At 67.9% G+C, this 12,269-nt stretch carries 9 protein-coding genes and 1 pseudogene; 7 read left to right on the forward strand and 3 right to left on the reverse strand.

What is annotated here, in order from left to right:
• The 3 genes and pseudogenes from H3O04_RS28620 to H3O04_RS28630 form a co-directional block, all read left to right on the forward strand.
• Positions 1–246 (forward strand): annotated as a pseudogene (locus tag H3O04_RS28620) (amidohydrolase); the annotation flags it as partial.
• 173 nt (positions 247–419) lie between these two features.
• Positions 420–1,373 carry a VOC family protein gene (locus H3O04_RS28625; RefSeq protein WP_006481379.1) on the forward strand — a complete coding sequence of 318 codons (954 nt, stop codon included), beginning with the start codon at positions 420–422 and terminating at the stop codon, positions 1,371–1,373.
• 14 nt (positions 1,374–1,387) lie between these two features.
• On the forward strand, positions 1,388–2,854 hold the full coding sequence (locus H3O04_RS28630; RefSeq protein ID WP_034175615.1) for an alginate export family protein: 1,467 nt from the start codon (positions 1,388–1,390) through the stop codon (positions 2,852–2,854).
• A gap of 28 nt (positions 2,855–2,882) precedes the next feature.
• On the opposite strand, the gene H3O04_RS28635 is transcribed toward H3O04_RS28630, so the two are convergent.
• The gene (locus H3O04_RS28635) at positions 2,883–3,788 is read right to left on the reverse strand and encodes a LysR family transcriptional regulator (RefSeq protein ID WP_011545679.1); all 906 of its coding nucleotides are present in this window, start codon (positions 3,786–3,788) and stop codon (positions 2,883–2,885) included.
• Positions 3,789–4,005: 217 nt separating this feature from the next.
• Between H3O04_RS28635 and H3O04_RS28640 the strand changes: the two genes are divergently transcribed.
• Positions 4,006–5,052: an MBL fold metallo-hydrolase gene (locus H3O04_RS28640; RefSeq protein ID WP_202588952.1), complete on the forward strand. Its 1,047-nt coding sequence runs from the start codon at positions 4,006–4,008 to the stop codon at positions 5,050–5,052.
• Between the two features lie 301 nt (positions 5,053–5,353).
• Here the strand turns inward: H3O04_RS28640 and H3O04_RS28645 are convergent, their stop codons facing one another.
• A complete protein-coding gene (locus H3O04_RS28645; RefSeq protein WP_006481375.1) occupies positions 5,354–6,325 on the reverse strand; it encodes a LysR family transcriptional regulator in 972 nt (323 codons plus the stop codon).
• Between the two features lie 270 nt (positions 6,326–6,595).
• On the opposite strand from H3O04_RS28645, the gene H3O04_RS28650 reads away from it, so the two are divergent.
• Both H3O04_RS28650 and H3O04_RS28655 read left to right on the forward strand, forming a co-directional pair.
• A complete protein-coding gene (locus tag H3O04_RS28650; RefSeq protein ID WP_202588953.1) occupies positions 6,596–9,157 on the forward strand; it encodes a winged helix-turn-helix domain-containing protein in 2,562 nt (853 codons plus the stop codon).
• Positions 9,158–9,335: 178 nt separating this feature from the next.
• Positions 9,336–10,325, forward strand: a complete 990-nt coding sequence (locus H3O04_RS28655; RefSeq protein ID WP_023477858.1) for an alpha/beta hydrolase fold domain-containing protein — start codon at positions 9,336–9,338, stop codon at positions 10,323–10,325.
• A gap of 65 nt (positions 10,326–10,390) precedes the next feature.
• On the opposite strand, the gene H3O04_RS28660 is transcribed toward H3O04_RS28655, so the two are convergent.
• On the reverse strand, positions 10,391–11,311 hold the full coding sequence (locus tag H3O04_RS28660) for a helix-turn-helix domain-containing protein (protein WP_006481372.1): 921 nt from the start codon (positions 11,309–11,311) through the stop codon (positions 10,391–10,393).
• A gap of 397 nt (positions 11,312–11,708) precedes the next feature.
• Between H3O04_RS28660 and H3O04_RS28665 the strand changes: the two genes are divergently transcribed.
• On the forward strand, positions 11,709–12,269 hold a 561-nt coding region (locus H3O04_RS28665; protein WP_202588954.1), incomplete at its 3' end, for a winged helix-turn-helix domain-containing protein.

Below are 12,269 nucleotides of genomic sequence, written 5' to 3' on the forward strand. Positions count from 1 at the left end.
GCGCCGATCCCGCCGGCGATGCCGGACTGGTCGCCGGTGCGCGAATTCGGCGGCTATGGCGGCTGGGGCGCGACGCAGCGCGACGGCGCGCCGCTGCAACGCGCGGCGGCCGCCGCGATGTGCGCTTGCGCGAACGAATGCAACGTTCACCAGCATGCGCACGCGGGCGCGTGGGGCCGCACGTTGCCGACGTCGGACGCGAAGGGCTTCTGGGGCGCGTTCGGGTGCTCGTGCTGGGCGGTCTGACATGACGACGCGCCCCGTCTACGGCACCCCCGCGTGGGTCCGCACGCTGCCGCTCGCGGTGCGCGTGTTTCTTGCCTGTCGTCCGGGCCGCCCGGATGAGTCGCCTGCATCCCGCTGAATCAGAATCCGCGCGCGGCGCCAGGCCGCGCGCGTCAACATCACGGAGAAAACCAATGAGTTCATTCAACCTGCGCAATCTGCTGCGCATGACCGCCGCGTCGTCGGCCGTGCTCGCCGCGCTGCTGGCCGGCGTGCCGGCGTTCGCCGACGAAACCCACCTCGACGACATCGCGTCGCCGGCCGCCGCGGCGCGGTCGCCGGCCATTGCGGTCGGCCCGCAGTACGACACGACGCACGTGTGCGTCGCCCCCGAAGACTTCGACCGCTTCACCGACAGCTTCGTCGCGACCTTCGGCGGCAAGAAGTCGAAGCAGGGCGTGTTCCAGGTCACGCCGACGCCGAGCCAGACGATGTCGCAGCTCGTGCTGACGCCGGTTGGCACGATCTCGGTGTTCGGTTTCAAGACGCCGATCCCGTATCCGTTCTGCGAGGAACGCACCGGCTATCTCGTGACCGACATGGACGTCGCGGTGAAGTCGGCGCGCGCGCATGGCGCGGACATCGTCGTGTCGACGTTCCCCGACCCGATCGGACGCGACGCGATCGTTCGCTGGCCGGGCGGCGTGAACATGCAGCTGTACTGGCATACGCAGGCGCCGAACTACGACGCGCTGCAGACGGTGCCGGAGAATCGCGTGTACGTGTCGCCGGAAAGCGCGAGCAAGCTCGCACGCAACTTCGCCGCGTTCTCGCACGGCAAGATCGTGTCGGACGTGCGCCATGCGCCGGGCATCGAGATCGGCCGGCCGAACGATACGTACCGCCGCATTCGCATCGAATCGGGCTTCGGCAAGATGACCGTGCTCGCGACCGACGGTCACCTGCCGTACCCGTTCGGGCGTGAAATGACCGGCTACGAAGTGGCCGATCTCGCCGCGACGCTGAAGCAGGCCGAAGCCGCGGGCGTGACGGTGCTGGTGCCGCCGTTCAAGTCGGACGGCCGCGACGCGGCGCTCGTGCAGTTCCCGGGCGGCTACGTCGCCGAAATCCACGCGCGGTCGAAATGACGGTGCGCCGGCCGATGAAGCGATCGTGGCGCGGCGCGCTGCCGTGCGTCGTGCTGGCGGGCGGCGCCGCGTTGCATGCGGGGTCGGCCGTCGGCGCGGAGGCCGATGCCGGTGTGACGGCGGCCGGCGCGGTCGCGTCGCCGGCTGCCGCCGCGGCGTCGTGCACCGCGAAACGCCCGACGGTGTCGTTCAACCGCTGGCAGGAAGACTGGTCGGTGCTCGCGAATCCGTGCGTGCCGCGCAAGCCGTTCGACGCGCTGAAATACATACGCCTCGGCGACGACCCGTCGACCTACCTGTCGCTCGGCGCGAACCTGCGCGAGCGCTTCGAACTGAACAACGCGCCGCTGTTCGGCCTCGGCGCCGCGCACGACGACAATTACGTGATCCAGCGCGCGAACGTGCATGCGGACCTGCGCTATCGCGGGCACTTCCAGGCGTTCGTGCAGTTCGTCGATGCGCGGCCGTTCGGCAAGGACACGGTCGGCCCGGTCGACAAGGATCAGCTCGATATCGAACAGGCGTTCGTCGCGTACGTCGATCAACTGGGGCCGGGCACGTTCAAGACGCGGATCGGCCGGCAGGAGATGGCGTTCGACTTGCAGCGCTTCGTGTCGGTGCGCGACGGCCCGAACGTGCGGCAGGCGTACGACGGACTGTGGACCGATTACGAAATCGGCAAATGGCGGCTGATCGGTTATGTGACGCGCCCGGTGCAGTATCGCAATGCGGCCGTGTTCGACGACGTGTCGAACCGGCACCTGCGATTCGACGGCGTGCGCGTCGAGCGCACCGGCACGGGGCCCGGCGATCTGTCCGCGTACTGGTCGCGCTACACGCGCGACAACGCGCGCTATCCGGATGCGTCCGGCACCGAGCGGCGCGACGTGTTCGACATGCGCTACGCGGGCAAGACCGACGGGTTCGACTGGGACGTCGAGGCGATGCTTCAGACGGGTCACGTCGGGCAGGACACGGTCGGCGCGTGGGCGTTCGGCGCGCTGGGCGGCTACACGTTCGCGAAGACGGCCGGCACGCCGCGCATCGGCATCCAGGTCGACGGTGCATCGGGCGACGCGCATCCGGGCGACCGGCGCGTCGGCACGTTCAACCCGATGTTTCCGAACGGCTATTACTTCACGCTCGCCGGCTACACCGGGTACAGCAACCTGATCCACGTGAAGCCGTCGCTGACGTTCAAGCCGGCCAGCTCGGTGACGGTGCTCACCGCCGTCGGCTTCCAGTGGCGGCAGACGACGGCCGACGCGATCTACGGGCAGGGGATGTCGGCGGTGCCGGGCACGGCGGGCAAGGGCGGCGCGTGGACGGGGATGTACGCGCAGGCGCGCGTCGACTGGCTCGTGAACGCGAACGTCGCGCTCGCGCTCGAGGCCGTGCACTTCCAGCTCGGCTCGTCGATTCGCGCACTCGGCGCGCGCAACGCCGACTACGTCGGGATGGAAGCGAAGTTCGGCTGGTGACGCATGGCATCGCTCCGCGCCGCCCGTATCAGGGCTGTGCGCGGGCGAGCGATTCGACGAAATCGATGAACGCGGTCACGCGCTTCGAGCCGCGCTGGTTCGGCAGGTACAGCGCGGTGATCACCGCGCGCGCCGAGCCCGGCGTCACGTCGTATTGATCGAACAGCCGTTGCAGGCGGCCGGCTTCGAGGTCCGTATCGACCAGCCAGTCGGGCAGCAGCGCGATGCCGGCGCCGTCGAGCGCGGCCTCGCGCAGCACTTCGCTGTGGTTCGATTTCAGCCGCCCGGTGACGACGACCTGCGTCGTGCGTTGCGCGCCCACGAACGTCCACGTCTGCTGGTCGACGCCGAAATGAAAGCGCAGGCACGCGTGATCGACCAGCTCGCCCGGCGTCGCGGGCGTGCCGTGCGCGTCGAGGTAGGCGCGGCTCGCGACCACGTAGCGCCGGAACGTGCCGAGCGGCCGCGCGACGACTTCCGCGGTCGGCGCGGCGTCGCCGAGCCGGATCGCGACGTCGATTCGGGCGGACACGAGATCGACGCGTTCGTCGGTCAGCTGCAGGTCGAGGTCGAGCTTCGGATGGCGCGCGACGAACGCGGCGACGTGCGGCGCGAGGCGGCGCAGTCCGTAGGCGACCGGGACCGACACGCGCAGCGGGCCGGACGGCGCGTCGCCGCGGTCGGCCACCAGCGCATCGGCATCGGCGAGTTCGCCGAGCACGCGTTTCGCCCGCGCATAGTAGACGGCGCCCGCGTCGGACAGCGTGACCTGCCGCGTCGTGCGGTTCAGCAGCACGGTGCCGAGCGACGCCTCGAGCGCGTCCACCGCGCGCACGACCGACGAAGCGGCGAGATCGAGCCGGCGCCCCGCGCTCGAGAAGCCGCCGGCTTCCGCGACTTCGACGAATGCGCGCAGCGCGGAGAATTTGTCCATGGGGTCGTCCTTGGGCGGGTTGCAACGTCGCGTTGCATGCGGATCGCATTCTAGCGCCGGCCGGTGCGGGGACCGCGCGCGCGTGCCGCCTCTTCAGGACAATTCAGGCAACGCTCAGGATTTTCGCCACGGCGCCCGATAAGCTGCGCGACATCGCGTGTTGCACGGGTCGGTCCGTTCGTGGCCGGGCGCGCGCACGGTTCGTCACGGAGATCGCATGAAGAACCTGTTCCAACACGCGTGCGTCGCGCAAGCGGCCCGTTTGCTGATCGTGGCCGGGTGCGCGGGCCTGTTGGCGCCTGCGGCGTTTGCGCAGGCCGGCGTGCAGCCCGACGTCTACGCCAATGCGCAACCCGAAACGCAATCCACCACGCCAGCCGCTGCCGCGGGCCGGCAGCCGCCCGGCTTCTATCGGCAGAAGATCGGCGACTTCACGGTGATCGCGCTGTCCGACGGCACTCATCCGTTTCCGGTCGACACGGTGTTCCGCGACATCTCGAAGGACGAGATCCGGCGCGATCTCGATCGCGCCTTCCTGGAGCCGCCCGTGCAAGGGTCGATCAACGCGTTCCTCGTCGATACCGGATCGAAGCGGATTCTCGTCGATGCGGGCGCCGGCACGCTGTACGGCGACTGCTGCGGCAAGCTGCTCGACGACCTGCGCGCGGCCGGCTACGCGCCCGCGCAGATCGACGAAGTGCTGCTCACGCACCTGCACAAGGACCACGTCGGCGGCATTGCGTCGAATGGCGCGATGACGTTTCCGAATGCCGTCGTGCGCGTGAACGCCGTCGAGGCCGCGTACTGGCTCGATCCCGCCAACAAGGCGCAGGCGCCGGCGTTCCTCGCGTCGTTCTTCGATGCGGCCGCCGCGGCGGTCGCGCCTTACGTCGCGGCCGGCCGCTTCAAGACGTTTCGCGGCGAAGCGACGCTCGCGCCCGGCATTCGCGCGGTGCCGATGCCCGGCCATACGCCGGGACATACGGCTTATCTGATCGAGAGCGGGAACGCGGGCCTGCTCGCGTGGGGCGATATCGTGCACGTGGCGGCGATCCAGTTGCGCGACGTCGACGCGACGGTCCAGTACGACAGCGATGCCGGCGCCGCCCGCCGCACGCGGCGGGACACGCTGAAGCGCGTTGCCGCTCGACGCTATCTCGTCGGCGCCGCGCATATCGCGTTTCCGGGGCTTGGCCACCTGCGCCGCGAGGGTGCGCAATACGACTGGGTGCCGGTCAACTACGACGCGACGCCGGTGCGGTGACGAGCCGGCGTTCTTCGTCATCGCACACGAAGGCCGTCACATCGCTTCTCTGACGGGCCGGCTGCATCGGCGAGGCCACCTCCGTGGCGGCATGCGCATGCTGCGGCATTCTGGAGGACGACGCGCCACGATGTGAATCGCTCACGCGCGTTGCGTGTCCTGGTCCAGCGTCGACGTAAGCCACGACCGTCCGGTTCTGGATCGCGAGTCCGAGATACCGCGACGACACATCCAGCAGACATCCAGCAAAATCAACCATCATTCCGTCGTTTCCCCTGCATCCGTATCAGCACAATCTTCATCAAGCTGCGCACGGCGTGAGCGTCGCCTGCGTCGCTGCCATCCGGGCCATGTTCGGTACAGCCGCCATTGCGCCAATCTCGTCACGCTGTTCGCCGAAGGCGTCGAGCAAATACTCGGTCAATTTGCGCACCCGCGCGGGGAGATTGCGTCTGGACCGGTAAACGAGGCAGGCTTCCAGTGGCGCCACCTGCCACGCATCGAGCACACGCACGAGTTCGCCGCGATCGAGCGCCGCTTGTGCGAGCGGGTTGGGCAGGATCGCTAGCCCCTCGCCGTCGACGGCCGCCGCGAGAAGCGCATGAGGGCAATTCGTGCGCAGCGCCGCGCGCGCGGCAAGCGTCACACTCTCCCCGGATGCTTGATGGCTGACCGTCCACACCGAATGCTGTGCGCCCGTCGCGAGGCAAGCTTCGGCAGGCACATCGAGCGGGTGAGCGAGATCGTTGGTCCGTTCGAGCCACGCAGGGCTCGCATAGAGCCCGAGCGGCACGGCCGCGAGCGATCGCGCGATGCACGACGACGGCGCCGAGCGACCGACGACGATCGCGAGGTCGGCAAGATCGCCGAGCGTATCGGCCAGGTGATCGACGCGCCGCACGTCGACCCGTACTTTCGGCCAGGCGCGCATGAAGCGGACCAGGACGGAAGTGAGGCGGGCGGTATCGAAGATTGCCGGCACCTCGATGCGGACGTTACCCGCGCAATCGCCGGCTTCGTCGCTGCCGGTACGCGCGAGGTCTTCATAGGAGGACAGGACGCCCGTGACGCGCTCGAGTACCGCATGGCCCGCCGTGGTCAACGCGACGCGGCGCGTGGTCCGGTTGAAGAGCTGCACGCCGAGCATCGTTTCGAGATCCTGCACCGCGCGGCTCACCGACGGTACGCCAAGATTGGTGGCGTCCGCTGCCCGCGTGAAACTGCCGTGGTCCGCCACTGCCTTGAATACCTCCAGTGCTTTCAGACGCTCCATATCGACCTCCGATCATTGATTGGCTTGCATGGAGCCATATTGGCGGGCAGACGCGCATCGGGCCAGTTACGACTTGTTAAGCGTTGCTAAGTCGGCGCCCGGAGCACTGCCAATCGTCGTCGGCTGTAACAAAGCGGGTTTTTTTAAGATCTTTTAAGGGCGCGTACTGAGCTTTTGAGTAATGATTGGCTGCCATTGCGTCAGTGTGCGCGCCCAGCGCACCGTATTGGTCGACTCGGCCGACACTCAACCCGCGCGATGACGCTCTCGATGACCGCTCCTTACAGCCTCGCGTTCGGCCCTTTTACGCTGCAATTCCCGCAGCGAATCCTGCTCAAGGACGGTACGCCGCTGAAAATCGGCAGCCGCGCGCTCGACATTCTCGTCGTACTCGTCGAGCAGGCGGGCGCGCTGGTCTCGACGCGCAATCTGTGCGACAGCGTCTGGGTGGACAACGTCGTCGAGGAAGGCGCGCTGCGCGTGCATCTGTCGGCGTTGCGCAAGGTGCTCGGTGACGGACCGGACGGTGCGCGTTACATCGTCAATGAACCCGGACGCGGCTATCGTTTCGCGGCGCCCGTTACCCGTGCCGAAGCAGTGGACCCTGCCGCACCACGGCCCCATACGCACGCCGCCCAGCCTTCCAACGGGTCCGAAAGCGGTTCACGCGGTCTACCGGTCACGCTCGCTCGCGTGATAGGCCGCGAGGACGTCATCGCAGGTCTGACCGACCACTTGCCCGAGCGGCGCTTGCTCACCATCGCCGGCCCGGGAGGCATGGGCAAGACGACGGTAGCCGTCGCCATCGCGCATCGCTTCGCCCAGCGCACCGGCATGCGCGCCGTGTTCGTCAATTTCGCGCCGGTTTCCGCGGCCGCGAGCGCGGCCAGTACGATCGCGTCGGCGCTCGGCGTTGCCGTCTCCAGCGGCGATCCGGTACCCGATCTCATCCAGGCGCTCGGGGCGTCGCCGGTGCTGCTGGTGCTGGACAACTGCGAGCATCTGATCGATGCCGTTGCCGTGCTCGCCGAGCAACTGCTGCAAGGCGCGTCCGGCGTGCATCTGCTGGTCACGAGCCGCGAGCCGCTGCGCGCGGAAGGCGAATCCGTCCATCGCCTCGCCGCGTTGCCGTCGCCCGAAACCGGCGCAGGCGTGAGCCTCCACGATGCCGTGCAGTTCCCGGCGATCGCGCTGTTTCAAGACCGCGCGCGCGCCGCCAATGACCGGTTCGCGTTGAGCGACGCGAATCTGGGCCCCGTGATCGATATTTGCCGACGGCTCGACGGCATCCCGCTCGCGATCGAGTTTGCGGCGGCGCGCGTCGGCCTGATGGACGTGCATTCGATTGCAGCGCGGCTCGACGACCGTTTCGCGCTGCTCACGCAGGGCCGCCGCACGGCGCTTCCGCGCCAACAGACGCTGCGCGCGACGCTCGACTGGAGCTATGAATTGCTCCGGCCGGAGGAGCGCCAGGTGCTGCGCCGCCTCTCGGTGATGCGGGCCGCGTTCGGCATGGATGCCGCCGCGGCTGTCGCGGCCGGTGGCGACGTCGATGAACTCGCCGCCTTCGACGCCGTCACGGGCCTGATCGCCAAATCGCTGATCGCCTGCGCGATCGACGATCCGGACCATCCGTATCGACTGCTCGACACGACGCGCCATTACGCATATATGCGACTTGAAGAGGCGTACGAACTCGACGACGCGCGCCGCCGCCATGCGCTGTACTGCTGTGCGATCTTTGCCGACCCCGTGGCGGCGTGGGAAGGCAAGGCGCCGCGCCAGTGGCTTGCGATTCACAGCCAGCGAATCGACGACGTGCGAGCCGCGTTCGATTGGGCGGCCGCGCAGGATCGCGAACCGCAGCTCGCGATCGACCTGCTGATCGCGACGGCGCCGCTGTGGTTTCATCTGTCGCTCCCTCACGAGTTCCTCCGGATGGCCGAGCGCGCGATTGCCGCGGCGGAAAACTCGGATCTGGCGGGCAAGGCGCAGCATATCGAGCTGCTCGGCGCGTACGGTCACGCGCTGTGGCACACGCGTGGGCCGACGGCGGCGATGGCGAACGCGTTCGACGCCGCACTGGCCGCCGCGCAGCGCCTCGGCGACGACCGGCTCGCATTGCGCATGCTGTGGGGCGTGTGGGCGCATCACACGCTCGCGGGCGCGTACACGGAAAGCCTCGAACATGCGCGTGCGTTTCGCGCTGCCGCCGCACGGACGGGCGATTTTTCGACGACGCAAACCGGCGAGCGGATGTGCGCGCTGTCACATCACTTCCTCGGGGACCACGCTATCGCGCGCGCGTTGATCGAAGCGGTGATGGCGCGCGACAAGGATCCGGTGCGCGCGACGCACGCGAATCACGCGCAGGTCGACGCGCATATCGCTGCGATTTCCATTCTGATGCGCATTCTGTGGCTGCAGGGCGAGACCGACGCGGCGATGGCGCTCGCGCGCGACTGCGCGACGGAGGCGCTCGCGATCGATCACGATCTGACCGTCTGTTATGGGCTCGCGATCGGCTCGATCGCCGTCGCGACATGGGAAGGCGAAGTGGCGCTCGCGCGCGAATGGACCGCGCGGCTTCGCGAGCGCACGCGCCGGCGCGGACTCGCATATTGGGACAAATGGGGCGAGGGCTTCGAGGCCATTCACGAAGGCAGACCTGTCACGCCGGCAGACGCCACCCCGATGCAACTCGAAGTGTTCGCGCGCGCCGGCGACGCAGCGAGCGCAAACGCATTGATCGAAGCGGGACGGGCGGACACGCCGTCGTGGTTACAGGTGCATTTGCAGGAGGTTGCGGCAACGCGCGGTGTGCGGACTTGAAGCGACGGTAAACCGGCTCAATGCGCGCGTCGGTAGCCTGAACGCGTTGCTGGACATGGGCTTAACGCCTCTTAGCAACGCTTAACTGTGGCTCGTGCGGGAATCCGATGAAAATGTGTTCTGTCGACGGCCAACGGTGCCGGATCGACAAGCAAGCTCACTCATCGGAAACTGCGCCATGAACGATTTCACGTCTGCCCGTCTGCCCGAAGACGCCGCACCGGGCCTGATCAGATCCGCGGACTCGTATCCGGTTCTCGATGCGGAAACGCAATCGTTCGTCGACCATGCCGCCGAGGCAGGGTTTCCGGCAGAGCGTTTGCGCGAATGGGCAAACGGCGATGCGACGGACGCGATACACGCCGAAGAAATCGCGCTGACAGCGGGCGCTGCGGATCCGGGCTTCACGATACGGATCGTGCGACCGCCGCAGGCGGCGCCCACTCCGCTGCCCGCCGTGCTCTTCCTGCCGGACGGCGCGAGCTTCGCGGGTGGCCAAAGCGACAACCGGCTCGCGCGCAGGATCGCCACCGATGCCGAGGCGGCCGTCGTACTGGTCGATTACACGTCCGCGCCCGCTGCGTGCTTTCAGACCCAAAACGAGCAGGCATTCGCCGCGCTCGTTCATCTGCACGAGCACGCACGTGCATTGAATCTCGACGGAGGCGCCCTTGTCGTCGCGGGCGAAGGCACGGGCGGTCATCTCGTCGCCACCCTCGCGCTGCTCGTCAAGGCGCGCCGCGGCCCCCGTATCGCGCTTCAGATCATGCTGTGTCCGACGCTTTCCGCAAGCACGGCGGGCGCCTCGGCAGCGAGATATGCGGGCGGTCCGAGCTTGACCACGCAGACCACGGGCATGCGTGCACGGACGCGCTTTCCGTCGGACAACCTCGGCGAAACAATCGCAATGCCGCTAAACGCGAGTTACACGGATCTCGAAGACCTGCCGCCCGCGCTGATCGTCACGGCCGAAAACGATGTCGCACGTGACGACGGCGAGGCCTACGCGCGCAAGCTGATGCTCGCCGGGGTTCGCGTCAGCGCGGTTCGCTGCCTCGGTACGATTCACGATTTCACGGTGCTCGATGGCCTCGCCGACACGCCGCCCACCGAGGCGGCATTGCGATTGGCATGCGGCACGATCCGCGCGACGTTACGCGGACACTGAATATGGGACAGATCGATCGCTTCAGGAAAGCGGGCAGTAGCGCGTTGACGCACCCGGGCGGCGGATCAGCGCGACCGTGCACGCCGCCACGCGCCGGGCGGATGACCGACGATCCGCGCGAACAGGCGGTTCAGATGGCTCTGGTCGGCGAAGCCGCACGCGACCGCGATGTCGGCCAGCGTCATGTCGGACGTCTCGATCAGCTCGCGTGCGCGCATCACGCGCTGTTCGAGCAGCCACTGGTGCGGCGTGCGGCCGGTGGTGCGCGAGAACGCGCGGATGAAATACCCGCGCGACAGGTCGCATTCGTTGGCCACTTCCTCGATCGATACGCCGAGGTCCGCCTTTTCCATCAGCAACTCCTTGGCGAGCGCGACCTTCGCGGGAGACAGCACGCCCTTGTGCTCGAGTTCGCGCGTGCGCGCGTTGCCGTAGCGGCGCACGAGATGCGCGCCCATCGCGAGCCCGACCTGTTCGATGAACAGCGCGTTCAGCGGGCCGGGTGTGTCGAGGCTGTCGGCCACCGCGTGCGCGAGATGCCCGAGCACCGGGTCGCGCGCATCGACGCGGCACGTGAGGCCGTCGACCGGGCTGCCGCCGTGCTCGGGGCCGATACGCGCCAGATACGCATGCGGCAGCTCGACCAGCACGAAGTCGAAGTGGCCGTACAGGTCGGCGCGGAAATGGCGCGAGAAGTCGCGAATGTAGATCGAGTGATGCTGGAAGCGGCGCTCGCTTGCGCCGGCGCGCCCATAGAACGTGCGGCGGTGGCCGCCGGTCAGCGACACGCCGATCAGGAAGCCGCGGTCGCACGCGGGCATGTCGATGTGTTCGACGTGCGCTTCGCGCATGCATTTGCGATGGAGCTTCAGGCCGCCGGATGTCGTCTCGACATCCTTCGCCAGCAGGCTCGACACGCAGCCGAGCGTGTCTTTCGGCCGCCGCGGAGGCGATGCCACCGGCGCGGCGATGACGGTGTCTGACATGGAATTCCCCAGCGAGGGACTCTGAGCGTGAAATGACGAGTCCAGTTTAGATGCGCACGCGAATGTTCAAAATGAATTTGCATAAACGTCCGCTTGCCATCCTGACAAATTGCTTTCAATACGTGTGCGCGGTGGTGCGTACCCCGGCGCAAGGCCTGCGCGCGCGGCCCGGCACAGTATAGCGCCCTACTTTTACACGCAAGTGATCGTGCCGATCGCGTCCGTGCGAGATGCTCGGGCAGCGCATTTTCGTTCAAGATTTTCACGGCATGCCCATCTACACTCGGTCCGGAATTCGACATTTTCGTCCGGTGCAAGGGTGCGCCGGACGCGGACTTCCTGCCGGGTGAACTGCCGCGTTCATTCGCCAGCCATCCCGAGGAACCCGGAGGCGGCCATGATTCAGATCGGAACTTTGTCGGTGGACTTCGAGCAACGCGACATTCGCCGCCACGGCGCGTCGCTGCGCATCGGCGCGCGCGCGCTCGACATTCTCGAAGTCCTGCACCGCGCGAGCGGTTCGGTCGTGTCGAAAGACGACATCATGGACGCGGTCTGGCCGGGCCTGATCGTCGAGGAAAACCGGCTTCAGGTGCATGTGGCCACGCTGCGCAAGGCGCTCGGCGCGAGCCGCGATCTGATCAAGACGGTGCCCGGGCGCGGCTACCTGCTGGTCGCGAGCGCGTCGCCCGGCCCGGATCTCGTGCCCGCGGCCGAAGCGCCGGCCGTCGCCGTACCGCCGGCGGTCGCGGCGCTGCCGGATGCCTGCGCGTCGTCGCTGCTCGCGCCGCTGGTCGGGCGCGACGCCGAAATCGCGCAGATCGTCGACATGCTCGAACGCACGCCGGTCATCACGCTGGTCGGCGCGGGCGGCATCGGCAAGACGAGTCTTGCGGTGCGCGTCGCGCACGGCGTGCGCAGCCGCGCGCACGAGCGCGTGCTGTTCGTGGAACTGGCG

The organism is Burkholderia sp. KCJ3K979 (assembly GCF_016759955.1).
In the GTDB taxonomy this organism is placed as follows: domain Bacteria; phylum Pseudomonadota; class Gammaproteobacteria; order Burkholderiales; family Burkholderiaceae; genus Burkholderia; species Burkholderia orbicola.

Excerpts from the sequence above, each read along its gene's own strand:
- H3O04_RS28625 (WP_006481379.1), top strand. The coding sequence starts at position 420 with ATGAGTTCATTCAACCTGCGCAATCTGCTGCGCATGACCGCCGCGTCG.
- H3O04_RS28630 (WP_034175615.1), top strand. The coding sequence starts at position 1,388 with ATGAAGCGATCGTGGCGCGGCGCGCTGCCGTGCGTCGTGCTGGCGGGC.
- H3O04_RS28635 (WP_011545679.1), bottom strand. The coding sequence starts at position 3,788 with ATGGACAAATTCTCCGCGCTGCGCGCATTCGTCGAAGTCGCGGAAGCC.
- H3O04_RS28640 (WP_202588952.1), top strand. The coding sequence starts at position 4,006 with ATGAAGAACCTGTTCCAACACGCGTGCGTCGCGCAAGCGGCCCGTTTG.
- H3O04_RS28645 (WP_006481375.1), bottom strand. The coding sequence starts at position 6,325 with ATGGAGCGTCTGAAAGCACTGGAGGTATTCAAGGCAGTGGCGGACCAC.
- H3O04_RS28650 (WP_202588953.1), top strand. The coding sequence starts at position 6,596 with ATGACCGCTCCTTACAGCCTCGCGTTCGGCCCTTTTACGCTGCAATTC.
- H3O04_RS28655 (WP_023477858.1), top strand. The coding sequence starts at position 9,336 with ATGAACGATTTCACGTCTGCCCGTCTGCCCGAAGACGCCGCACCGGGC.
- H3O04_RS28660 (WP_006481372.1), bottom strand. The coding sequence starts at position 11,311 with ATGTCAGACACCGTCATCGCCGCGCCGGTGGCATCGCCTCCGCGGCGG.